Annotated in this window: 20 protein-coding genes and 1 riboswitch; of the genes, 13 read left to right on the plus strand and 7 right to left on the minus strand. The window is 50.7% G+C overall.

Going from position 1 to position 24060, the window contains the following annotated elements:
• Position 1: 1 nt before the first annotated feature.
• The 12 genes from VMT62_07885 (at position 2) to VMT62_07940 (ending at position 14949) form a co-directional block, all read left to right on the plus strand.
• Complete coding sequence (locus VMT62_07885; GenBank protein ID HVN96332.1) at positions 2-1144, plus strand: prepilin-type N-terminal cleavage/methylation domain-containing protein; 1143 nt, start codon at positions 2-4, stop codon at positions 1142-1144.
• A 1-nt stretch (position 1145) separates the two neighbouring features.
• Complete coding sequence (locus VMT62_07890; protein ID HVN96333.1) at positions 1146-1802, plus strand: hypothetical protein; 657 nt, start codon at positions 1146-1148, stop codon at positions 1800-1802.
• Positions 1780-2571, plus strand: coding sequence for an Ig domain-containing protein (locus VMT62_07895; GenBank protein ID HVN96334.1), 792 nt, complete (start codon positions 1780-1782; stop codon positions 2569-2571). Before VMT62_07890 ends, VMT62_07895 begins: the two co-directional genes overlap by 23 nt.
• 330 nt (positions 2572-2901) lie before the next feature.
• On the plus strand, positions 2902-4158 hold the full coding sequence (gene pilM / locus VMT62_07900) for a type IV pilus assembly protein PilM (GenBank protein ID HVN96335.1): 1257 nt from the start codon (positions 2902-2904) through the stop codon (positions 4156-4158).
• On the plus strand, positions 4155-4691 hold the full coding sequence (locus tag VMT62_07905) for a PilN domain-containing protein (GenBank protein ID HVN96336.1): 537 nt from the start codon (positions 4155-4157) through the stop codon (positions 4689-4691). Before pilM ends, VMT62_07905 begins: the two co-directional genes overlap by 4 nt.
• Positions 4688-5335 (plus strand): type 4a pilus biogenesis protein PilO, encoded by a 648-nt coding sequence (pilO, locus tag VMT62_07910; GenBank protein HVN96337.1) that lies wholly within the window; start codon positions 4688-4690, stop codon positions 5333-5335. The genes VMT62_07905 and pilO overlap by 4 nt, the downstream gene beginning before the upstream one ends.
• Positions 5322-5813, plus strand: coding sequence for a pilus assembly protein PilP (locus tag VMT62_07915; protein HVN96338.1), 492 nt, complete (start codon positions 5322-5324; stop codon positions 5811-5813). The genes pilO and VMT62_07915 overlap by 14 nt, the downstream gene beginning before the upstream one ends.
• A gap of 13 nt (positions 5814-5826) precedes the next feature.
• Positions 5827-7290, plus strand: coding sequence for a type IV pilus secretin PilQ (gene pilQ / locus VMT62_07920; GenBank protein ID HVN96339.1), 1464 nt, complete (start codon positions 5827-5829; stop codon positions 7288-7290).
• Positions 7291-8589 carry a hypothetical protein gene (locus tag VMT62_07925; protein HVN96340.1) on the plus strand — a complete coding sequence of 433 codons (1299 nt, stop codon included), beginning with the start codon at positions 7291-7293 and terminating at the stop codon, positions 8587-8589.
• A 22-nt stretch (positions 8590-8611) separates the two neighbouring features.
• On the plus strand, positions 8612-9379 hold the full coding sequence (locus VMT62_07930) for a pseudouridine synthase (protein HVN96341.1): 768 nt from the start codon (positions 8612-8614) through the stop codon (positions 9377-9379).
• A 517-nt stretch (positions 9380-9896) separates the two neighbouring features.
• Positions 9897-11789 (plus strand): site-specific DNA-methyltransferase, encoded by a 1893-nt coding sequence (locus VMT62_07935; GenBank protein HVN96342.1) that lies wholly within the window; start codon positions 9897-9899, stop codon positions 11787-11789.
• Positions 11790-11964: 175 nt separating this feature from the next.
• The gene (locus VMT62_07940) at positions 11965-14949 is read left to right on the plus strand and encodes a DEAD/DEAH box helicase family protein (protein ID HVN96343.1); all 2985 of its coding nucleotides are present in this window, start codon (positions 11965-11967) and stop codon (positions 14947-14949) included.
• Between the two features lie 1339 nt (positions 14950-16288).
• Here VMT62_07940 and VMT62_07945 read toward each other — a convergent pair.
• Positions 16289-16624, minus strand: a complete 336-nt coding sequence (locus VMT62_07945) for an energy transducer TonB (protein HVN96344.1) — start codon at positions 16622-16624, stop codon at positions 16289-16291.
• Positions 16625-16933: 309 nt separating this feature from the next.
• On the opposite strand from VMT62_07945, the gene VMT62_07950 reads away from it, so the two are divergent.
• Positions 16934-17125, plus strand: a complete 192-nt coding sequence (locus tag VMT62_07950) for a hypothetical protein (protein ID HVN96345.1) — start codon at positions 16934-16936, stop codon at positions 17123-17125.
• Here the strand turns inward: VMT62_07950 and VMT62_07955 are convergent.
• From VMT62_07955 to VMT62_07980, 6 genes are all read right to left on the minus strand, one after another.
• On the minus strand, positions 17122-17919 hold the full coding sequence (locus tag VMT62_07955; protein ID HVN96346.1) for an ABC transporter ATP-binding protein: 798 nt from the start codon (positions 17917-17919) through the stop codon (positions 17122-17124). The genes VMT62_07950 and VMT62_07955 overlap by 4 nt on opposite strands.
• Entirely contained in the window at positions 17919-18929 is a 1011-nt protein-coding gene (locus tag VMT62_07960) for an iron ABC transporter permease (GenBank protein HVN96347.1), read from the minus strand. Before VMT62_07960 ends, VMT62_07955 begins: the two co-directional genes overlap by 1 nt.
• Positions 18926-19858 carry a helical backbone metal receptor gene (locus tag VMT62_07965; protein ID HVN96348.1) on the minus strand — a complete coding sequence of 311 codons (933 nt, stop codon included), beginning with the start codon at positions 19856-19858 and terminating at the stop codon, positions 18926-18928. The genes VMT62_07960 and VMT62_07965 overlap by 4 nt, the downstream gene beginning before the upstream one ends.
• Positions 19852-20385, minus strand: coding sequence for a cob(I)yrinic acid a,c-diamide adenosyltransferase (gene cobO, locus VMT62_07970; GenBank protein ID HVN96349.1), 534 nt, complete (start codon positions 20383-20385; stop codon positions 19852-19854). The genes VMT62_07965 and cobO overlap by 7 nt, the downstream gene beginning before the upstream one ends.
• Before the next feature lie 4 nt (positions 20386-20389).
• Complete coding sequence (locus VMT62_07975; GenBank protein ID HVN96350.1) at positions 20390-21574, minus strand: adenosylcobinamide amidohydrolase; 1185 nt, start codon at positions 21572-21574, stop codon at positions 20390-20392.
• An 89-nt stretch (positions 21575-21663) separates the two neighbouring features.
• Entirely contained in the window at positions 21664-23658 is a 1995-nt protein-coding gene (locus VMT62_07980) for a TonB-dependent receptor (protein ID HVN96351.1), read from the minus strand.
• Between the two features lie 29 nt (positions 23659-23687).
• A riboswitch (cobalamin riboswitch) is annotated at positions 23688-23888 on the minus strand.
• Positions 23889-24060: the final 172 nt, after the last annotated feature.

A 24060-nucleotide genomic window follows, 5' to 3' on the forward strand; every position in this document is an offset into this window, starting at 1 on the left:
GATGCAGAAGTTACGGGAAAAACGAGAGAAAGGTTTCAGCCTTATAGAGATGCTGATTGTCATAGCCATATTGAGTATTATCGTAGCCATGAATATGCAGACTTTCCAGTCGCTCATTAGAGGCTCCGCAACACAGGCAGCAATTAGCTCGACCCAGTTTGAAGGCGCTCTAACGCTTGAAATTTTGAGAACCGACATCGAGGCCGCGGGCTTCGGGATTGCCGATGAATTTCCGACCCAGGATATCTTTGGGAACCCTTTGGCCATTAACTATAGCGAGGCCGTGGATGTGGTGCCAGCGGGATTCAATGATGCACCCAATGGAGTACCGAGGGCCATCCTTAACGGGGACGGTATTGGATACAACGGCTCAGACTATCTTGTGATCAAGTCAACAGCCGTTGGCGAGAACTCGGCTTCGGGCAAGTGGACATACATTCATAGCGCCCGTCCGCACGTCTGGAATGATTCTAACCTAGATATGGATACGGGTAACCGTATGATTGTTCTCAAACCGAGTCAGACAATTGGCGGGAATTCCACCTTGCTCCTCAACACCGATTCGACCTTCTACCCAGCCTACAGCACGAGTACGGATCTGCCAACCGCGTACCAGCCTGTTACAGCAAATGACCGCTATGTCGCGTACGGTGTCGATGAAACTGCTGCTACCCTGCGCATGCCCTTTAACCGTGCGGATTATTATATCCTGCAGCCCGGTGGCAATGCTCCGACAAATTGTTCACCCAAGACAGGAATATTGTACAAGGGTGTGGTGAATCAGGCCGACGGTAAGTTGACCCTCATGCCTCTTTTGAATTGTGTGGCTGACCTGCAGGTCCTTTTCAGGCTCGATGCGGATGGAGATGGTCTACCGGATACCTACTCTAATAGCCCCAATGGCATGACCGCCTATAATATCAAAAGGCAGGTAAAAGAGGTGAGAGTTTACATTTTGGCGCATGAAGGAGGGGTTGATACCTCGTATCAACGAGACCTGGCAAACCAGGTTGTGAATGTGGGAGAGACGGTGGGAGCCCAGTTTTTTGGGCGGCAATACGATCTTTCAACAACAGGGGCGGGCTGGAGAAACTACAGATGGAAGGTTTATACCATGACCGTAAAGCCGAGGAGCCTGTTCTAAAATGAGGACGATACGCGTAAAAGATTGTCGGGCGGGTGTAGCGCTGCTCACCATATTAGTTCTGGTAACCATCTCGGCCGGGCTCATTGCGGCTATCATGTTCTTCTCAAACACGGGGCTCGAGATTTCAGGCCTTCAAAGGCAGTACGAAAGCGCACGTGAGGCATCCCTTGGGGCCGCCGGCGTACTTGTGCAAGACGTTATGCCGCAAGTGCTTGCTAACAAATACACATTCCACAACCTCTTGGGGAGTTATAGCACTATCACTTCAGCCAGCGTGGTAGCCGGTACAGGTGTTACCGATGACTGTTTCAACCGTAAGCTGCTTTACGACCCGAGTAATACGAACAATGCACAGAACTGGACGGGATGTCCTGCGAGCGCTCAGACCACGGATCCCACCCAAAGTACCGATCTCGTTTTTACCCTTAAGGGGACGGGTGGACCGTCGTACACAGTGGACCTGAAGATTGCGGGTACAACACCTGGAAATTCGAATACAAGCGGCACATCGCTAATCGGTCAGGGGGTTACCGAGGCGGGAAGTGGAGTAATTACGGTGCAGCACTATCCCTACTTGTATACGATACTAGCACATGGTCAGAGAGTAAATAACCCGGTTGAAAGAGTCGACCTTGAAATCCTCTATGCGTACTGAGCGTCGCGTTTACAGGAATAGAGGGCCGGCACATAAGAAGAAACCGAAATACAGAAAATCACTCGCGTATGTTTTCGCCGTTTGCCTCTGCCTCATCGTTGCGGGCGTATGTGCTTATTTCCACAAACCCCAATCGGTTGCGCGGAAAAGTCCTGCGAGTGATAGAGTCGTGGCGGGTATAGGTGCACCACCATTTGGTGAGCTCACCCGGGGGGCGAGCAAAGTTCTCGCCGTAACAAAGGCCAAACTCCAGTTCGAATCGAGGGACAACCAGGACATCATCCGGGTGATCGTTGAAAAAGACGTGAATCTTGGGGACAGGATTGTCTATGCATACCAATGGACAAAGAATGGAGAGCCTTTTGGGGGTAACAACGATGCCGCAAGCGGATTCAAAAGGGGAGATAGGATCGCTGTTAAGGTGACCCCTTTTGATGGTGATGTGGCGGGACAACCGGGTGTATTCACAATGGAAGTGAAAAACACCACCTCCATAAGTGCTGAAGGCAAGCAACTCAAATATGACGGCAAGGTTCTATCGTACCAGGTGAAAGGCACCGATCCGAACGGAGACGCTCTTTCCTATGCACTGGTTGATGCTCCCGGGGGTATGACGATTGACAGCGCATCGGGTATTCTGAACTGGCAGATCAAGGAAGGTGACCAGGGTTCGCATACCGTTAAGGTAAGAATAACGAGCAGCAAGGGATCCGAGGTGGTCTTCCCCTTGAAGATTGATCTCGACAAGGCTGCAAGCCGGGTGGACTAATCCGAGCGGTAAAGAAGTAAAGCAGTAACTTTGGTGTGGTGGGATGGGAGTTAATAATAATATCAAAGCGTTCAATATTATACTTGACGAATGTCAAGATGTTTCTTTTGTCTACCCCAAAAAAGTCTTGACAACAAAATACCGCTCTGTTAAAGTTTTCAATATGATAGAATCAACAATGGTAGAAATGGTCTATGGTAATATGCGTAACATATTAAATAGATTATTACTAATTTGTGTACACGATGTGAGAAATGTTGCAAAAGATGGCTTTCAGCGTGACTGAAGCTTCGCGCATTTGAGGACCGAAAAGATCAGGCTAAAGGGCATATGAAAATCCCGTTGACATCATTTTTCAAACAAAAGAAGGAAACAGGGCAGGACCACCCGTTTGATTCTGTTGAACAGGGTAGCCCGGAAACGATCGTAAGTAAGGAAGCGCCACTCGAGCCTGCCCAGAATGAGGCAAAGACCAGGAGCGCGAGTAAAAGGGTATACAAACCTAAGAGGAGCCTCGGCTCAGTATTTCAGTCGCTGCCGGTCATAGGGAGTCTCACAGCGAGGCAGGTGAGTGAGCTTGTGGGTGTCGATATAGGGACCACTTCTATAAAGCTCTGCGCTCTGAAAAATGTTAAAGGTTTTTTCATAGTCGAGCATGTTATCTCGAAAACGTACGAGCAGGATTTGTTGAGTGACGGACACATCGTAGACATTGATCTTGTTGCCGGCGAATTGAAGACATTGTTTGAAGAGAACAAAATTAAGTGCAGAAATGTGGCCTGTGCATTGTCCAGCTACTCTGTGATTTCAAAAAAGATTACGATTCCCTTTCTTCAAGAGGAAGAGCTTGAAAATACGATCAGCATAGAAGTGGAAAATGCCATTCCATTTCCCTTGAAGGACATCTACTATAGCTACTACGTTATGGGCGTAGACCCCGAGAAACAGGGCATGATGGATGTTAAGATCGTAGCGGCCAAGAAGGAGATTGTCGATGCCTACGTTGCCGCTTTTAGTATGGCAGACCTGACTTTACAAATACTGGATGTAGACATCTTCAACATATCAAACCTGGTGGAACAGGTCTACAATCCTACGGAACACTCTGCGGTAATAGTTGATATAGGCGCGTCCGTGACGAATATAGCGATTCTTAACGGGGAGAGTATAGAGTTCACCAGGGAAATATTAATGGGAGGCAAGTACCTGACGAATCTCATACAAAAGTCAGCCAAGCTGAGTTATAAAAGCGCTGAGGAAAAGAAATTGTCAGCAGACGCCAATATCGTATATCTTTTTGAAGACTTTATTTTTAATATTGCCTCAGAGATCAATAAGACGGTACGATTCTATCTCGCGACAAAGCCCAAGGAGAACATCGGCAAAATATACATCACCGGCGGTTCCTCTTTGCTCCCGGGACTTAAAGAAAAGATAGTAGAGGATACGGGCATACAGGTGGAAGTTATAAACCCGTTTTTACTGGTACAGGGCAAAGATGCCAACGATGAGATGTATGACAACCTTAAAGAATTTCTGACCGTGCCATTATATCTCTCCACGCGGGTCCTGGATTTGACGCTATGATAAAGATAAATCTCCTGCCGTTCAAGAGAAAAAGGGCCTCCACACTAAGGAAGGATTTCCGGGATTTCCTGTTGCTGCTTATCTTGGCATGCGTAATCTTCTTCCTCATCGATCGGAGTATTTATAGTGACATTGAAAATACGAGGTCGAATATCGCGTCGGCAAAAAAGGAGATACAGAGCCTTGAGCCGCTTTCCAGTGAATACCTGAAGATGCAGGAAGCCAAGAGAGAGATCCAAAAGAGGATACAGACGCTCGAGCAGTTGAAAACAGGCAGAGCGCTTACAGCCAGGTCGCTGTACGATCTGTCGTCTCTCATTAAAGAAGGGGTGTGGATCAAGACTTTTAAGAAGACGGAAGGCAAATTTGAGATGGAGGGACGCTCGTTTGTGAACGAATCCATATCCGAGTTCATGGAATCTCTCTCCAAGCTGCCCTACATGAGTAACGTGGAATTGAAGAATGTGCAGGATGTGAACGAAGAAGGCCTGACTATCAAAAAGTTTATAATTACAGGGAACATGTCCATATGAAGGTAGGTTTCGAAAGCAAAGGACTTGTAAGAAAGATCGAGAAAATACCCTCGATATATAAGGCTATAGCTACGATAATCCTTGTATGCGTGATAGCGGCGGGGCTTGTCTACTTTATCATGTTGCCCCAGCTCGAGACGAGGAACAAGCTGACCAAAGAATATGGCGATCTTCAGAAGAAGTTGGCCGACTTAAGACAACTCAAAAACGATATGGAAAAACACCGGAAGGAATTTGCGGAGATGCAGGAACTCTTGCAGGATGTTTTGAAGCAGCTACCTGAGTCAAAAGACATACCCAATTTGTTGAGAAGCGTGACGAGTGTGAGCGAAGAGACGAGACTCAAAATTAAATACTTTGAGCCCAAGGAAATGAAGACTAAGGAATTTTATTCCGAGCTACCTTTTGAGATCAAGTTCAGCGGGCCCTTTCACACGGTGGCCTATTTTTTTGACGGTATAAGAAGAATGGACCGCATCGTCAATGTGACAGATTTCTCGTTAGAAGCCAAGGGTACGGCCAGGAATATTTTCCTTGAGGGCACGTGCACGGCCAGTGCTTATGTATACGCGAGGGATCAGCAAAGGCCGGGGAAGAAAATTGATAGCAAAACGGATAAAGGCGGGCAGAGTGGGAAAAAATAGCTACTCCATGTTAGTCTTTCTCATTATCTTCGCCGGGACCGCAGTCTTCGGTGCTGAACCCAGGCCACCGCAAGCTGGATCGAGCCAAGCGCAAATACAACAGAAGAAAGATGAAAAGAAGATCGATCTTGGCGATTTCGTCTATACATCGGAAGGAAGAAGGGACCCCTTCGAGCCGGTGTTACTGCTCAAGGCCAAGAGTAGCAGGGAAGTGAAAGTGGCAAAGAACAAGACCGCAACTTCTGAGGCGCTCGGGTATGAACTGGAGGAGCTTAAACTCGTTGGCATACTGAAGAGTGACAAAGGCATGATAGCTATGATGGAGGATACACAGGGCAAAGGCATATTCTTTAGAAAAGGGGACTATCTCAATCAGAATATGTGGGTGGCGGATATCTCAAGCAGTAATGTCATTTTAGCATATAAGCTAAAAGGGGAGATAAAGAAGGTTGTTGTTGACATCCCCGCGACAAAATGAAAAAGGGTGAAATATGAGTAAGAAAATAATGCTAACGCTTTTTCTCCTGGTACTCTTAACCGTACCCCTGATGTGTTTCGGCCAATCCGTGAAGAAACCCATCGTAAAAGTATCCTTTGATTTCATAGATGCCGATATAAGGAATGTCATAAGGATACTCTCGGAGGTATCTGGCAAGAATATTGTTATTTCTGACGCGGTTAAGGGCAAAGTTACCATGAAGCTTGAGAATGTGTACTGGGACGAAGCGTTGGAGATGATTGCGGGGACGAGCGGCATAAAGGCCATAGCCTCTGACAACATAATCCGGATTGTCACACAGAAGGAATTTGAGGACGAAACCAAGAGAAAGGAAACTGAGAGAGACGCCTTCAGAAAAGAGAAGCTCGAAAAGCAGAAGGCCGGCGAGGAATTCGTAACACAGACCATTTACCTGAATTATGCGAATCCCATCGATGTTGAAAGGGTAATTAGAGGGATTCCCCCTGCCGGAGTCACCATCACAGGCGCCGGTAGCACTGCCGCAAGGGGCTTCTTGTCGGAGTATGGGACCATCACCCAAGTTCCCTGGGATCGTGCAATCATCGTGAAGGACACGAGAGACAATGTCGCGACGATCATACAGATTGTGAAAGATCATGACGTAAAACCGACACAAATACAAATCGACTGTAAGATCGTCCAGGCAACGTCCACATTCTCTAAGGAACTGGGAGTGCAGTGGGGCACGCGTTTTCGTGCGAGTTCCGGTTTGACCAACACGCCAGTGGAGATAGGGGGCGGCAAGACCTGGACGAGCGTGACAGAAGGTGGGACTGGAACGCTCACGTCTCCTGTGGGCTCACTTGGATTCAGGCCGGGTGGTCAGATCGTCCCCTATAATGTCAACTTACCGGCCTCGGTGGGCGCAGGATCAGGAGGAATACTCGGTATGTATTTGGGTGGTCCCGATGACGCCTTTGCCCTTGATTTGCAGTTATCGGCTCTTGAGGCTGAGGGGAAGGGTAAAATATTGTCCAACCCCAAGGTCATCACGTCCAATAACATGAAAGCGATAATACAGCAGGGCAAGTCAATCCCGTATCAAACAGTATCGACTTCAGGCACACAGACACAGTTTGCTGAAGCCGTGCTGGGTCTGGAGGTAACACCTTCCGTGACCAAGGACGGGTATATAAAGCTCGATATTCTTGCAAAAAAGGACCAGGCGGATTTCATCAACCAATCCCAGGGAGTCCCTACGATCGATAAGAAACAGGCGACAACGATTCTGTATGTGAAGGACGGCGAGACTGCTGTGATCGGTGGCATATACGAGAGACAGGAGAACGCCAGCGAAAATGGGTTGCCGGGGCTTAGGAATATTCCGCTCTTAGGCTGGCTGTTCAAGCATAAGGCTGACAGTGATAACAAGACTGAGCTTCTTATATTCATAACGCCGAGGATTGTCAAAGACCTTTATAAAGCTGAGGGTTAGATGAAAACAATAACCATTATTGGCATTTGCTTCTTGATACTTGTTTCGGTAAAGGGTTTCGCGACCGGAGAGGAACTGCAGGGGCAGATTGTCGCGAGCCTTGAGGGTAAGGTAAAGATGCTCCTCGGAGACAAGGCGCTTGTTAATCTCGGGCAGAGAGACGGCATTATAAAGGGCGATATATTTACGATTTACGGCAAAGCTGATGTACAGCATATGGATGCTGTGGGAAAATGTGCTGTCATCAAGACTTACGAGACTGCCGACATCTGCGAAATTATAAAAATGCGCAATGAGATTGGCAGTGACATGGTGACGATTCCATGGTTAAGATACACCGACGCGAATCTGTTTCCCGCAGTGTTTGGATTGATGACCAAAACGGTCGATCCATACGAGCCTGAGAAAGAAATTAAAGTATATGTACATAGCATTTACGACGAACATAACAATATCACTGAGTTCTCCGAGAGAGTACAGAGAGAGATACGGAGCATGTTTTCCCAGAAGAAAAGAATCAAGATTGTGACCCGTGGGGAAATATCGCCGGCTTTCTTTGCGTATCTTCCGAATGAGTACGCCAAGTCGAAGGACGTAATCGAAGAATATATGAAGAAAGACGACGTTGATGTGGTTGTCACGGGTACATATAGAACAGCAGGTGACAAAATAGAGTTGTCGCTCTACAAGATTGATAGGAAGTACGAAGATATAGTCCTCGATGCAAGTCTCATCGCCGCGCCGTACGCGGAGCTTGCTGCTAAGGTGACTGCACCGTACGTCGAAAAGAGAAAAGAACAGAACATTACGTGCACCGTTCACTATGAGCCGGTTTATTATAAAGCCACGGCAAGGGACGAGCGAAACGATATCATCGAGCAGGAAACAAGGAACAATCCGTTCCTGGAATATAGCATGAAGAGGATAGATTTTAACATCGTAAGCCCGGTTGACTTCAAGCTCAAAATAGACAACGATGCCAACGAGATAAAGTTCGATAAGGGTAAAAGCTACAAACTCCTGTTGACGACCGGCGACCACGAAATAACCGCATCCTTCAAGAAAGGCTATTTTTTTAACGAATCCCTTCTTCTCGCAGTGGATAATGAAGTCAAGAAGCATGTTAAACTGTCTCTCGATAAAACGGATGACATTGTGATCGAGATTGAAGCGAATCCCGTGCCTGGACGCGAGAATATAGATTTCAAGGTATACAAAAAGGCGGTCCAGAATAAGCCGGTTATAAAACCGGTGTTGCAGAAAAATTTGGTGGATCAAACCGAGACGTTTAAGGAATAACTGTTGAGAGAAGTCGCTCAACATGGAAAGGCTAGTTAAATTCGTCGCACACGTCAGTGCGTTCTCGAGACGTAAATCAGAAGACATAATTCGGGCGGGAAGGGTGAGAATAAACGGCTCCGTGGTTACCGAACCGTTCCGCGAGGTTGTGGCTACCGACCGTATTTCGATCGACAACAGAGAGATCATCTCCGAGCCGGTTAAAATATATATCGCCCTTTATAAGCCGGACGGATACATGTCAGATCTTACAGACCCGAGAGGTCGAGGTATTGCCCGGGACCTCATCAAACTCGATGTAAAGCTCTATCCTGTGGGAAGGCTGGATTACCATTCGGAGGGGCTGATGATCTTCACCAATGATGGTGATTTTGCCAACCTGATCATGCATCCTCGCTACGAGGTTGAGAAGGAGTATTTCGTGAAATTCAAGGGGATTTTGACGAAAGACGAAATGAAACGCATTGAAAACGGGGTGATGGTGGACGGCGGGACACTGAAGGCACACAGGATAACGTTTGTGCGCTCGGCCACACAGAACGCCTGGTACAGTGTGGTGGTTCACGAAGGCAAGAACCGCATGATACGTAAAATTGGGGAGGCGTTAGGCCACCAGGTCCTGAAATTGAAGAGAATTCGTATAGGAAATCTGCTCATAGGCGACATGAAGCCTGGTGAGTACCGATATTTCGAGAAGAACGAAGTGCTCGGCCCGCCGAGACGGCAGACAAAAGCTGGGCATGATAAGAAACGGAGAGGATGGGACTCGAATCCTCGGATGAACCGGTGAAATCGAAATCAAGGCCTGACCGGCTATATACGGAATCCCTGCCAATTCCATCATGAGTTGGCCTCTTGTTCATGCGTGTTTCTTTCTTTGTTTTGCTTCTAAGAGATGCCCGCCCTCCAATCTACGATGTCGTGTTGCCGCTCCATGGAGTGACCGGCGGGTGTGAGGCGTAAGGCGCTCTCATGATATGTGCGTATCTAAAAGTGTAGAGTCCCGTTGACATCTTTTTTATTTGTTTATTTCCTCGCTAGAGAGTACGATATGCTAAAAAAGAGTTCGGTTGTTTGCCGATATATCTTGCCAGTCGAGGATATATCAGCTAGTTCAACCGTATAGCGGCCCTTATCCGGCGTGAGACGCTTTAAGGATACGATGGTTCAACGCGCTGGATGGTTTCCCTTCGGAGAGAGGCCGAGTCTCAATCTCAGACGAACCGCCTGGCTGGGCGTAACCTTGAGATCAGACGCCTTGAAGCTCCGCTAAAAGAGGCGGAAGCAAAACATTTACGGAGAGCAAGATGCAGAAGTTAACTACTCAGGATCCCGAAACCAAATCAGCCAGCATCATTACCGAGAATATCGGGAAACTAAAGGAACTTTTTCCCGAAGCCTTTTCCGAGGGAAGAATCGAATTTGAGGTGCTCAAACAGCTTCTTGGCGGTTCCGTGGAGGAACCGGAGGAAAAATATGGCCTCAACTGGCACGGCAAACGACGCGCACGCCAACTCGCCCTGACGCCAAGCACGGGGACCCTGCGCCCCTGTCCGGAGGAGAGTGTCGATTGGGAAACCACGCAGAACCTTATGATCGAAGGCGACAATCTTGAGGTCTTAAAGCTGTTACAGAAATCGTATGCCGGGAAAGTGAAGCTCATATATATAGATCCTCCATATAACACGGGCAGGGACTTTGTGTATCCTGACGATTTTCAAGATAGCATCAAGAACTACCTTAAGCTGACGGGCCAGGTGGAGGGAGGTAAGAAGATCAGCTCCAACACTGAGGCCAGCGGCCGGTTTCATACTGACTGGTTAAACATGATGTATCCGAGGTTGAAGCTCGCCCGAAATCTGTTGCGGACGGATGGCGTGATATTTATAAGCGTTGACGACCACGAATTGGCAGGGCTCAGGAGTATGTGCGACGATGTTTTTGGAGAGGAGAACCGGCTTGCGATTCTCGTTTGGCAACATAGTGTTCAGCCCAAGGGGTACTCCGGGACTTTTTCGGTCCACCACAACTTTGTTTTGTGTTACCAAAAAGGGGAAGATTTCGAGTTGACAAATCTTGACCGTAGAGACGAGCATAATAAGAATTACTCTAATCCGGACGGCGATCCCAACGGGCCGTGGCGACCCGGGGATGTGCGGAATGCGCTCTATCGTCCTAATCTCATATATGAAATAACGAGTCCCTCGGGGAAAAAGATTACTCCACCATCCAACGGATGGAGATGGAGCAAAAAGACGTTGGCATCTAAAATTCAGTCAGGGGAGATAGTCTTCTCTTCAGACGAGGCGCGCATTATCCGGAAAATATACCTTAACAAGCTCGAAGGCAGGACCCCGGAAACAATACTTTTCGGTAAAGATGTTGGAACTACTCGGGACGCAGCAGCCGAAATTAAAGAATTGTTTGACGGAAATGTTCCTTTCGATACTCCAAAACCAACTGGGTTGGTTAGACATTTCATAAACCTTTCCGGCGCAAAAGGTTCAGACATAGTTCTCGATTTCTTCGCAGGTTCAGGAACAACTGCCGAGGCCGTGTGGCGCCACAACCTGGAAAAACAAACCATGCTGCGGACTTTCTTAGTGCAACTTCCCGAACAGTTAGATTCTGAAGATGGGCAACAGAAGGCCGCTAAAGACTTCTGTGATAGCCTCGGTAAACCGCGCACAATTGTCGAGCTGACAAAGGAGCGCTTGAGGCGTGTCAGCGAGAAGATCAAAAAGGAAGAGTCACTATCTGCAGGAGATCTTGGTTTTCGGGTTCTGAAACTCGATACCTCGAATATTCGATCCTGGGAGCCTGATCCAGAGGATCTTGGCAAGACTCTTTTTGAAAATATCGAACACATAAAAACGGATCGTAGCCAGGCTGACATCCTTTATGAACTGCTTGTCAAATTAGGCATTGATCTTTGCGTGCCTATCGAGATGAGGGTGATAGTGGGTAAGTCGGTCCACTCATTAAGTTACGGCACGCTATTTGTTTGTCTCGATGAGAGCATTGCCCGTGAAGATGTCGAACCACTGGCTTTGAGCATTGTGAACTGGCGCAACGAGGCGAGCCCGGCCGGCGATAGTACCGTTGTCTTTCGTGACAGTGCTTTCCGTAACGACGTGGCCAAAACCAATCTTACCGCAATCCTTGGGCAGCATGGCATAGAAAGTGTACGGAGCTTGTAGTACACTGTTCTAACGTTCGGACCAGGAAATTGAATATGCTTGTGCTCCTCCTCGCGGGCACGTTTCAAATAGTGCCTGGAAACATTCGTCAAACATGGTACCGCGCCCCACTCGTAGGTGCACACGGCAGATACTTGTGGGGAGCAGACGCTGGATCATGAGATGAGAGCTACCTATGAAACTCCACTTTGATCCTAATCTGGACTTCCAAAAACAGGCTATAGATGCTGTCTGCGATCTATTTCGCGGGCAGGAAACCTGCCGTACAGAATTTACTGTCACCCACGGTCCGACGGACCCCCAGATGCGTTTCGCCTTCGCACGGTACGACCTGGGTATCGGAAACCGCCTTGCGTTATTCGAAGATGAGATTCTGAAAAATCTGAACGATATTCAGCTCCGGAACGGACTTATGCCTTCAACATCACTCGCATCGCGCGACTTTACGGTGGAGATGGAAACGGGTACCGGAAAAACCTATGTCTATCTCCGGACCATCTTCGAGCTTAACAAGCGGTACGGGTTCACTAAATTTGTCGTTGTCGTTCCCTCGGTGGCCATCAAGGAAGGGGTCTACAAATCCCTTCAAATCATGGAAGAACACTTTCGTGCCATCTATACCAACATTCCTTTCGAGTATTTCCTCTATGACTCGCCCAAACTCGGCCAGGTACGCAACTTCGCTACCAGTAACCAGATACAGATCATGATAGTGACAGTCGGTGCGATCAACAAGAAAGACGTCAATAACCTTTACAAGGACTCTGAAAAGACGGGTGGTGAGAAGCCCATCGACCTGATTAAAGCTACAGGGCCCATCCTCATCGTCGATGAACCGCAGAGCGTGGATGGGGGACTTGCAGGGCGCGGCAAAGAGGCACTCGGGGCTATGAATCCATTGTGCACCTTACGTTATTCTGCGACGCACGTAGACAAACACCACATGGTCTTTCGTCTTGATGCGGTTGACGCTTATGAGCGCGAGCTCGTGAAGCAGATCGAGGTTGCCTCTGCTTCCATCGAGGAAGCCTTCAACAAACCTTATGTGCGTCTTCTGACGGTCGGCAACAAGCGCGGTGTCATTACGGCAAAAGTTGAGATCGACGTGCAGGCAGGCCTTACTGTTCGACGTCAGGAAAAAATCGTGCAGGATGGCGACAACCTGGAACAGGCTACAAGTCGTGCCGTCTATGAGAATTGTCATATTGGGGAAATCCGTGTCGAGAAAGGTAATGAGTTTATGGAACTACGCGTGCCTCAAGCCCGGGTCTATCTTCGCATGGGCGAAGCATATGGGGACGTAGATGCGCTCGCTATCCACCGCGAGATGATCCGGCGAACAATTAGAGAGCATCTGGACAAGGAAAAACGGCTCGGGCATCAAGGCATCAAAGTCTTGAGCCTTTTCTTCATTGATGTCGTGGAGAAGTACCGCAAATATGACCAGGACGGTAATCCCGTCAAGGGCGATTATGCACGTATTTTTGAGGAGGAGTATGAGCGGCTCGCCAGGCATCCCGACTACCAGACCCTCTTTCAGGAGGTGGACTTGAGGCGTGCCGCCGAAGAAGTACACAATGGGTACTTTTCCATCGACAGGAAGAATATCGGGGGAAAGACTGTGGAAGTACTTAAAGACACCCGTGGCGATTCAAAAGCCGATGATGGTACGTATAGCCTTATCATGAGAGACAAGGAGAAGCTTTTGAGTTTTGAAACTCCTCTTAAATTCATCTTCTCGCACTCGGCATTACGAGAGGGCTGGGATAACCCGAACGTTTTTCAGATTTGTAGCCTGCGAGATATCCGGACGGAGATGGAACGCCGTCAGACGATCGGCAGAGGTCTCCGTTTATGCGTAAACCAGGATGGCGAGAGACTTCGGGGATTTGAAACCAACACGCTCACCGTCATCGCTACCGAAGGCTACGAGCAGTTCGCCGAGAACCTCCAGAAGGAGATCGAGGAAGATACTGGCATCCGTTTTGGCATTGTAGAACAGCACCAGTTTGCAGCGATAGGAGTACTGAGCGCCGACGGCACTATTTCGCCCATGGGTGCCGATCAATCAAAGGCTCTGTGGGAATACCTGCGCACCAAAGGATATGTCGACGTCAAGGGTAAAGTACAGGATTCGCTAAGAGAGGCGCTTAGAGCGGGCACACTGATGGTGCCGGAAACATTTGCCACTCAGCTACCGCAGATTAAGGAGGTGCTGCACAAACTGGCAGGTAAACTGGAAATCAATAACGCTGATGAGCGCAGGCACGTGCGAACGAGACAAGCTGAGCTTCACAGCGCGGAATTCAAGGCCCTTTGGGACCGAATAAAGCATAAGACTATCTATCGCGTGCAATTCGACAACGAAAAACTCATAAAAAACTGTATTGACTTGTTGCGGCAAGGTCCGCCTATCATGAAAACCAGATTACAATGGCGTAAAGCCGACATCGCTATCGGGAAGGCTGGGATCGAGGCCACCGAACGCGCAGGCGCGGCAACGGTGGTACTTGATGAAGAAGACATCCAGCTTCCTGACCTGCTGACTGATTTGCAAGACCGGACTCAACTTACGCGGCGCACAATCGCACACATTCTTGTGGAGAGTGGGCGGCTGAATGATTTCAAATCCAATCCCCAGCAGTTCATCGAAGTATCCGGAGAACTCATCAATCGTACTAAGCGCATGGCCATTGTTGACGGGATCAAATACCAACGACTGGGGGACGAATATTATTACGCGCAAGAGCTGTTTGACCAGGAGGAACTGACAGGATACCTCAAAAATATGCTCATCGACATGCGGAAATCCGTGCTCGAGGATGTGATCTGCGATTCGGGCACAGAGGCCAATTTTGCTCAACAGTTGGAGAACAATGAAGCTGTCAAGGTCTACGCCAAGTTACCCGGCTGGTTCAGAGTGCCCACGCCGCTTGGATCTTACAATCCCGATTGGGCGGTACTGATAGAAAAGGATGGTACAGAAAGGCTTTACTTTGTCGTGGAAACCAAAAGCAGCTTGTTTGCTGACGACCTTCGTGACCGTGAGAGTGCAAAGATAGCCTGCGGAGAAGCACATTTTAAGGCACTGGCTATCGATAATAATCCGGTCGAATTTAAGAGGGCAACCAAATTGGAAGACCTATTGGCATCGTCTTGATTATGAAGCATTACGTGGATTTGAGCCGCAATATACCGAAGCGGTGGTAGATAGGAAGCAGGTCATGAATAGCGCTATTGGCAAAGCGTTCTCAATTCGGAGCATTTTCTTCGGTGAAATTCGAGGCCGATATTCGGAGGAGACGCGAATCGACTACTGAATAAATAGATCAATAAGATCAATTAGTTATAAACGGAGAGGGTAGGATTAGAACCCACCTCTATAAGCTGTAAACCGTTGATAGTCAACGGTCCAAAAATTCACTCGGCACTATTTCGCACTAAATGGTCGTAGATCAACCAAGAAATCCATCCGATTTAACCGAATAGTTAGGACAAGATTTTAGTCTGATTTTCTCTGAATCATGTATATTCTTCGCCCGCAGAAGATGCGAAGAGTTGATCGCTTGGAGGGGTATATATGCATTTTGGTGTTACAGGTGTTACCTTCTATCTACACAGGGGCTTTATTACTGCGTTGAAGAGCAAGATCTGTTAATCGTAGAAAGTGTTACTGAGAAGTTACAAAGGTTATCCGCTATTCATACACACGTGATTCGCACCTCTCACACGCACCTGCTCAAACCGATATATTAGCACCAGTAGAGCAGGGCGGGATCAGAAAAACAGAGCGGGTCCTTCGCCGGGGACGAATCGCTTACGGTGCGCTAAACCTCACAAAACGACAGCTTTTGGGACAGTTTGCGTGGGACACGGGACAAAATCAGGAGCTTGTGAGAAATGTTATACCACCATGATTCGGCGAGAAGGGAATCTCCTACGATCGTTTCCACCCCAAGTGTTGCGCGAGTATTCTTCGGGCAAAGCCTTGGTTTTCGCGTCGGTGTTTGCCAACAAGGCAACGATGTAGACGCCCGTCTGTCGTCAGGAAGGTCAGATACCTTCAGGGATTTCATCTTTATCTCTTGGCCCGTTTAGTGCCACTGTAATAACCTTATGACAGATTGCAAACGATGCAGTAGAGATAGCGAAGATCCAAAGACAGTAACCTGCTCTCCTCAACCAATAGAGTACCAGGACGACATGTCTTTTCAACGTTTGCCCTATCCGGAAGATACAAAGGAACCATGTTCTGTGTGCCACGTAATGCCGGGCGGTATCCACCACGAAGGCTGCTATATGGAGAGATGCCCCCGGTGCGGAAAAAGGCTCATATCCTGCGGATGCCCGAAAAAATAACGTCCAACCATTCTGAAGTTGTTTAGTACACCTGCTACTGTTCACTTTATCTTTTCGATGGGAATTGAAGATAACGGTTTGAAATGGAGTATTCGCGGGGTACTCTTATCCTGCCTGAAACCGCAGAAACCTTGGTACGCTTACTGCAACCTAAAGACAATGGGAATTTTTAACTCAGCCTTGACTGGTGGCTTGGGAAAAGGCTGAGATCGCCTGATTGTCTCGATCACAGACCTGTCGAGCATGTCATATCCGGAGCTTTCCATAATCTTCACGTTTTGGACGAGCCCATTTTCGAGAATGACGAAGTCCACCGTGACTATTCCCTTGAGGCCCATACGTTTTGCCCCGGGCGGATACGCCAGATTCTTCAAAATGACTGTCCTGATGTAGGCAAACTGTGCGGCTCCGTACCGGGTAGGGGCGTCGCCGGGAGTCGCCCAAGGGCCGTCATTTCCATCCGCGCTGGATCCCACTCGGCCACCACTCGCTGCATTTCTGCCAGCAAGAAGCACACCCCCCTGGCCGGTATCTGCCTTCGTTCGGACCTCGCTCCGTGAACCAGGAACATCAATGTGGTTCCCGTCGGATGCGGTGTCCGCCGGAGCAGATGATCCGGGCAATCGGAAAGCGGATGGGTCAACCATCACGGACCCGATGATCTCTCCGTGTCCAATTTTCCCTTCCTTCCCGGCTGGGCTTGGACTTCCAGAACCTGCCCGTGCTGCGTAGGGCTGGATTGGGTGCCGGGCGGCTCCCTTCGACTGGCTTGGTGCACCGTGCCCATGAAGACCACCGGTCGGGCCGCCTTGATCCTGTGCACCGAGGAAAACCGTGATGATCCCTTCATTGTGCGTGCGTTTGAACAGTTCACCGGCAAAGAAGACCAGAACAGCCACGAGGACGCAGTGGAGGAAGACAGACAAAAGAAATGCCCTCACGACAGGATTCTTTCCATCCAGCGGTTCATGGGCTAACAATCCGATTGTGAGCCTCCTTCCCGTGAAACGGGCCGAATGAAGGGCCTCGTTGACGAGTGCCCGTTAAGCACATCGACGGGTGTCTCATAGACCCTTTCTATGGTTTCCTTAGTCAGAACTGATTCTGGCGGACCGTCGGAGTGGATAACGCCTCTATCGAGGAGCACAAGCCTGTGGCAATACTGACTTGCCAGGTTAAGGTCATGGAGTATCATGACCACGGTGAGTCGTCTTTCCCCGTTGAGCCGCGCCATCAGGTCCAAGAGGCTTACCTGGTGTCTAATGTCAAGGTGACTTGTAGGTTCATCCAAAAAAAGGAGCCTCGGTTCCTGAGCGAGGGCCCGGGCCACAAAGGAAAGCTGTCGTTCGCCACTACTCAGAGTGTTGACAGGCCTGTCCTTAAGATGCAAAATGCCCGCAACGCTCATAGCCTCCTGAGCTGCTATGAGGTCTCTTTTCCCATCGAGAATCTGGTAGGGTTCTCTGAGGGGGATCCGGCCGAGGAGCACGAGATCCTCGGTCCGCATGCCGAGGGCATGGTCGATCGAGCCTATGACCGCCATTCGAGTGGCAAGTTTCCGGTAACTCACCGTTGCAATATCTTTTCCTTCGAGCAGGATCTGCCCGTTAGCGGGTGTTATCACCTTCGTTGCTACCCGCATGAGGGTCGTCTTGCCCGATCCGTTGGGCCCTATGAGGCCCACGAATTCTCCTTGGCGTACGGTGACGCTCACGTCCTTGAGGACCATGTGACCGTTATATCCGCAGCTTACCTGTCGAAGGTCGAGCACTATAGACCTCCCGCGTGGGTTTTCTTGCTCAAGGCATAGATGAAGAGCACCCCACCCACTATGCCCGTGACGACGCCGACGGGAAGCTCCAGCGGAAGAACCACCATCCTCGCGATGGTATCCGAAAGAATGAGAAAGACGGCTCCAGCGAGGAAGGAGGACACAAGGAGGATACGGTGGTCCGGACCCACAAGAAGACGGAGAAGGTGGGGGACCACGAGACCCACGAAGCCGATGACACCCGCCAGGGAAACGCACAGGCCCGTGACGAGCGAGGTGAGCACGAAGAGCATCCGCTTCGTTCTCTCCACGTGAATGCCCAGGTGGAGCGCTTCCTCTTCGCCTATGCTCAGGGCGTTGAGGTCAAAGCAGAAGAAATACGAAAGCACGAGGGCCGCGATCGTGGCGATGACGGCCACCTTCACGAGAAGCCAGTCGGTCTCGCCCAGAGATCCCATCATCCAGAAGAGAATGCTGTGAATGTCCTCCAAGCGCGAAAAGGACATGATCAAAAGCACGAGCGATGAGCATATGAAGTTCACCATAATCCCGACGAGCAACAGAGCCTGTACACTCAATATGCCTTTTTTTGCGCTTAAAGCACGGAGGAAGAAGATCGCGGCCAACGCCCCCGCAAAGCCCGCCAGGGGGAGTACATAAGGTCCTGCAAGACGGCTCAAACCCAGGATACCGCCCACGGAGACGCCGAGAACAGCACCGCCCGAGACACCGAGCGTATACGGTTCCACCAAAGGATTGCGGAAGAGACCCTGAAGAATGACCCCGGCAAGACTTAAACCCCCTCCCACGGCGAATCCGAGCAGAACCCTGGGAAGGCGTATGTCGAGAATGATGCTTTCGTAGGTGCCACCTGCACCCGCGCGCCAAAGACGGATGGCCCTGGGCAGGGAGATGCCAGCCGGTCCAACCGACAGCGACAAGAGACAGGCAAGAATCAAGAGTGCCACAAGAAGCCCCACGACCATGGCCCAGATCAGAGGCCGACTCATTTTTTCACCTCCAGACCGGGATGGACTGCCTCCACGATGGTTTCCAGGGCATCGACAAATGTTACAGGTGTGGGACTGCACGTCTCGTAAGGGTCGAGAATGAATATCCGGTTGTTTCTGACCGCTGCCATCTTGGAGAATCTCTGCCATGTTCTCTTCTCGTTCTCTGCTGTGATACCCATCTCCACGATGAGGATGACATCCGGATTCAGGCTAAGCACCTCTTCCCTGCTAAATAGGCCCGTCCTGAATTGGGCTCCGATGTTCGTCGCCCCGGCAAGCTCGACCATATCGTTCATAACGGAATCTCGCGTGGCCGTAAAAAGGGGTTTTGATCCAATCTGGATAAAGACCTTCGGTTTTTCAAGCCCGCGCACCTTGCGGCTAATAGTCGCTACCTTGCGCTCAGCAGCCCGGACAATCTCTCTGGCGCGGTCCTCTTCCCCCACCAACTGGCCGAGCTTGATGAATTCATCGTTCATTTCAGCGAAAGATGCCGGCTCGTCAAAAACGGTGACGGCAAGCTTCAACTCTCTCAGGCTTCTTATGGCTCTTGGTTCGGTGAGCGATGTGGCAAAAACAAGATCGGGCTTGAGATCGAGGATCTTTTCGATGCTCACTTGTGTCACGCTTCCGACCTTCTCCTTGCTACGCGCTTCCGGTGGCCTGGTACAATACGTGGTCACGCCAAGCAGCCGGTCCTGTACCCCGAGAAGATAGAGTTTCTCCGTGACCGTCGGTCCCAGGGAAACGAGCGTGAGGGCTTTTACGTCTCTAACCGGGGCTGCATGGGCGATCCTCACGCACCAGAGGGTCATGAGCAGCAAGCCCCCCACGAGGATAAGGCATACGTAGTGAGGTAAGGTACGCGGGCGACCTCCTACGTGGGTCTGGGGAAGCCTTTCTCTTATCATGGCGGTCGCTACCATTCGATCCCCTTCTGGGCCTTCACTCCTGCGTGGTAAGGGTGTTTCAGCTCTTTCATTTCCGTCACCAAGTCGGCCATCTCGATGAGGGCCGGTGGAGCGTTACGGCCAGTCACGACGACATGCAAACCTTCAGGTCTCTTCCGAAGGGAGTCGAGCACTTCCGATTCATCCACCATCTTATATTTAAGAAGCCAGGTAAGCTCATCCAGGATAACGAGGCGGTGCCGTCCTGCCGCAATGACCGATTTCGCCATCTCCCATCCGAGCCTCGCTGCCTCGCGGTCCTTTTCGAGATCCTTCGATTTCCAGGTAAAGCCTTCCCCCATCACATGGAAATCGAGAAGACCCTCAAAGAAAGAATCCTTGAATCGCGCGGCGCTCTTTAATTCTCCGTATTTCCAATGGCCTTTTATGAACTGGATAATGCAGACCGGCAATTCGTGTCCCAGGGCGCGAAAGGCCAGGCCCAACGCGGCTGTGGTCTTGCCCTTTCCATTCCCCGTGTTAACGATGAGAAGTCCGTTCATTTCTTTAGTCCTCTTTGCCCGTATCATCGTGCCATTTGTCCTTGAATCCTAACACGAAAGAGTCCTCTATGAGGCGCAAGAATTCTACATCCCCATCTTGACGCGGCTTCTCTGCCAGCATGCCCCGATAGGTTGTGAAGGACGAATAATCGCCAGAGACAGCGGCGGCTATTTGCGCACCGTAAGTCGCCCGCACTTCGGGCGAACAACTTCGCGGAAGGATGCCCCACATCTCCTTATCGCGCAAGTGCACCAGCGCGGCGACAGCCGCCACAACGAGAGGGTCGCGCTCTATGGTGTCGAAGTTTACCGCGAAGAGCACTCCTTTTTTTGTTCCCAAACGATCTGCAATAGAGTTTCTCATCCCCTCCCTTGTTGCCCCAAAGCGTTCGAGGTGACGCACGCTCGACCGTTGTGTTTCCGGCGTCAGGGAATCCTGGAGGGCAAGCGTGCCCGCGACGGCGTCATGGACAGTTGTGCCGATTAGCTCTCCGAGAGAGGAGTGGTTACCGGCGCTCGCCAACGGTACGCCCGTGTGAAGCCTGGCCGCCACGCCGATCTGGTCGGTTCCTGTTCCAGTCGCGAGACGATTGGAGTAACGGGAGTTGACGGCCAGTTCCTGAAGCACAGCGGTCTTGGCCTCCGTAGCGGTCACCACAGTGCGCACCATAGCTCCGTCGGTCAGTTCGTGGTTGATAAAGAGCATGATGTTGATGGTGCCGTGGAGCACAGGCTCTTCTCCGGATACGGACTCGAATATATGGTCATGCTCGTAGACGGAGGCAGGGTCTCCCGCACGCCCGGCGTTGCCTTCCACTCCGCCGGTGCAGACTGCCACCACCACGAGGTCTCTCAATCGACCCTCCTTGGTGACAGCGAAGCGCATATTCGCAGCCGTGCCGAGGGTAGCGCACCTCTCTCCCGGCAGGCCATATTGACGGGAAACCAGGGCCCGATAGGCCAGAGGATCGCGGACAGCGATCATGTGGGCTGAAGGGTGGTGACCCGCAGGCTCGGATGACTGGTGGTTATATAGGTAATCGAGGTCGTCCCGCAAACCTCCCGCCGCCTGGCACGTGGAGATTATCCGGTGAGGCACGAGGAAACGCGCGTAAACGATCTTTTCTTCACGGTGGATTTCCACGCCGTCGTAATAAGTGCCCAGAAGCATTTCTTCTTCTCCTTTCATATCTTCACGCCCGTCCTTCGGTCGGACCATCTCTCACTCGCCGCCGCGGACGATTCTTCCGGCTTATCTTAAGGATCGCGCGATCGACGCTACTTTCCGAATTCATACTGGATCCTCAGAAAGAACTGTCTACCCGGTGATGGGTACAGGGCCACATCGTTGGCGCTGGCCACACCCATTTCTGCGTACCTCTTGTCCGTAAAGTTCTTGACCGTGAAAAGGGCCGAAAGTTTCTTATACGTGTATCCGACAGAGCCGTCAAAAGTCGTGTAGCCCGGCAGTTGCTCGTGGGTGTTCGCCTGGTCGCTTATGGGGTACCGCGCACCCGTGTACACCGAGGCCAGGCCGAACCGCCAATTACGGAGCGCGTAGGTCAGCTTTGCTGACACCTTGTTCTGGGGTACGAGAGGTATGTGGTTTCCGTCGAACGCTCCCCCGTCGAAGAAGGCCTCCGTGTAGGAGTAAGCCACATCCAGCCCAAGGCCTTCGGCCAGGCGGACAAAGACCGCCGATTCGAACCCCTGACGCTTGGTTCTGTCGTAGTTATCGTTGCTGACAGTGAGTGGATTGAAGAAGATCTCGTTTCTGTTGAAGCTCCGGAAATAGGTGACCGTTCCCGTGAGCATGGGCAGGGGGCTTAACCGGATGCCCGCATCCAGCTCTTCCGTGGTCTGGGGTGTGAGCGCCGTGTTAACCGTGGTCGGGTAAAATGTGCCGCCGTAGTAATACCCATACGAAATGAATTCGTCGGTCACGGGGAAACGGAAGCCCTTAGCGTACGTGAGAAAAGCATTTGCCTTGTCAAGGATCGTGTAATTGGCGGAGAAGCGGTAAGCGTCCCTGTCATAGCGGTAAGTAGTATCTGACCCCCGGACGTCATACGCCGACTGTTGTTTTCGGTAACCCGCCTCCAAAACGAGGTCGTTCACAGGGTAGAACTTATCGTCCACGTAGTAAGCGAAGTCCCGTCGGTCGATATTGCCTTGCGATAGCGACGGGCCGAAGAAACTCACATAGTATGAGCCGAACGTCGTGGCGTATTTGTAATAGTCCACGCCGGAGACAAGCGTGTTTTTCATTGTTCCAAGTGGTGTTGAGATAACGAGCTTCGGGGTGACGCCGTAGGTTTGGAGCTGGGTCTTGAGATCATAGGTACTGCCGGAGCCGTAATCGTAGAAGGAAGCAGTGTGGCGGTCGCGGTAAGACCCACCGAGAGAGAAAGTCACATCGTCTCGGAATTTGAGTTCCGGGATGAAGTCGAAGAAGTTATCTTCCGTCGACGCCGTGTCGTTGGGGTTAGTCGAGTCCTTGGGGTCAACTGCGCCGGAGCGGAGGGCAGACCAGAAAAGATAACCCGGCAGTCCGTAATCGTCACGATGATGCCCCGTGCTGAGTTGCAGAGTGAGGTTGTTATTCACGTCGAATCCAAAGATGCCGGTAAGATCCTTTGCATGATAAGCGTTGTTGTGACGGTAGCCGTCCGTATCGGTGTCCGAGGCCAGGGCAAGGTATGAGAACTTGTCCTGCTTACCAGAGACTGTGACTTCCGGTTTCACGTAATTGTAACTCCCCACCGTGGTGGTGGCGGTCACCCTGGGTGCGCCTTCTCCTTGCTTGAGTATGATGTTCACCGCTCCGGCCGCTGCGTTGTCCCCGAAGAGCACGGTTGCGGGACCCCGGTACACCTCGATCCTCTCAATAGCATCGACCGGTATCTGGGAAAAGTCCGCTCCCGACAAGTCGGGGGCATTCACGCGTCTGCCGTTCACCAGGACGAGAACGTTCTGTTGGGCTGCCTCGCCATATCCCCGAATATCGACATTCGCCGTTTTGGGATTACCGAGAAAATTCTGAGGAAATACGCCCGGCTCTTTTTCGAGAACATCAACGATCGTCTGCGCGCCCGATGCCTGAATCTGGTCAGCCGTGATCACGGTGACATTGGCAGGGGCTTCTCTCAAAGGGGACGGGGTCCGTGATGCGGTGACGACTATCTCGTCCAGGTTGAGAGGGGTATCGTCTGAAAAAGCCATACAGGGGAAAAGGGAAACTGCGAGAACTGCCAGGAAAAGAAATGCTTTCATATGAGACCTCCTTATGCCTCGTAAGGATAGACCCAACTTGTTTTAACCCAAGGTTTCCTGGCTCAGGGCAGATGGTGCGCCTTCCCGTCCATTCTCACGGACAGTGGCTTGGGGCGAACTCTTCGTCCGCCGTGCACCAGCCTTTTGTGCCCATCACAGTTGCGGGACAGCGGCAGGTTCTCACTGCACTTCCCTTGCAGGCCAAACAGCAGGTTGCGGTGTCATTATATCATCGGAGAGGGACGCGCGCAAGCGCAAAGTACAGGTGGCTTTAATTACCATCTATAAAATATGCGTTCATTTTGGGTGCTCTCCGCGATGTACCGAGAAATATTGGCATCCATGGATAGTTCTTTTTCTTACTGATGTTGAACTTGGTATGACGGGCGGTTGAATGTTTGT

The organism is Syntrophorhabdaceae bacterium (assembly GCA_035541755.1).
Taxonomy (GTDB): domain Bacteria; phylum Desulfobacterota; class Syntrophorhabdia; order Syntrophorhabdales; family Syntrophorhabdaceae; genus PNOF01.

Coding starts and splice junctions, on each gene's coding strand:
- pilQ (HVN96339.1), top strand. CDS start 5,827: ATGAGTAAGAAAATAATGCTAACGCTTTTTCTCCTGGTACTCTTAACC.
- VMT62_07960 (HVN96347.1), bottom strand. CDS start 18,929: ATGAGTCGGCCTCTGATCTGGGCCATGGTCGTGGGGCTTCTTGTGGCA.
- pilO (HVN96337.1), top strand. CDS start 4,688: ATGAAGGTAGGTTTCGAAAGCAAAGGACTTGTAAGAAAGATCGAGAAA.
- VMT62_07980 (HVN96351.1), bottom strand. CDS start 23,658: ATGAAAGCATTTCTTTTCCTGGCAGTTCTCGCAGTTTCCCTTTTCCCC.
- VMT62_07930 (HVN96341.1), top strand. CDS start 8,612: ATGGAAAGGCTAGTTAAATTCGTCGCACACGTCAGTGCGTTCTCGAGA.
- VMT62_07965 (HVN96348.1), bottom strand. CDS start 19,858: ATGGTAGCGACCGCCATGATAAGAGAAAGGCTTCCCCAGACCCACGTA.
- VMT62_07890 (HVN96333.1), top strand. CDS start 1,146: ATGAGGACGATACGCGTAAAAGATTGTCGGGCGGGTGTAGCGCTGCTC.
- pilM (HVN96335.1), top strand. CDS start 2,902: ATGAAAATCCCGTTGACATCATTTTTCAAACAAAAGAAGGAAACAGGG.
- cobO (HVN96349.1), bottom strand. CDS start 20,385: ATGAACGGACTTCTCATCGTTAACACGGGGAATGGAAAGGGCAAGACC.
- VMT62_07885 (HVN96332.1), top strand. CDS start 2: ATGCAGAAGTTACGGGAAAAACGAGAGAAAGGTTTCAGCCTTATAGAG.
- VMT62_07940 (HVN96343.1), top strand. CDS start 11,965: ATGAAACTCCACTTTGATCCTAATCTGGACTTCCAAAAACAGGCTATA.
- VMT62_07935 (HVN96342.1), top strand. CDS start 9,897: ATGCAGAAGTTAACTACTCAGGATCCCGAAACCAAATCAGCCAGCATC.
- VMT62_07905 (HVN96336.1), top strand. CDS start 4,155: ATGATAAAGATAAATCTCCTGCCGTTCAAGAGAAAAAGGGCCTCCACA.
- VMT62_07925 (HVN96340.1), top strand. CDS start 7,291: ATGAAAACAATAACCATTATTGGCATTTGCTTCTTGATACTTGTTTCG.
- VMT62_07950 (HVN96345.1), top strand. CDS start 16,934: ATGAAGACCACCGGTCGGGCCGCCTTGATCCTGTGCACCGAGGAAAAC.
- VMT62_07975 (HVN96350.1), bottom strand. CDS start 21,574: ATGAAAGGAGAAGAAGAAATGCTTCTGGGCACTTATTACGACGGCGTG.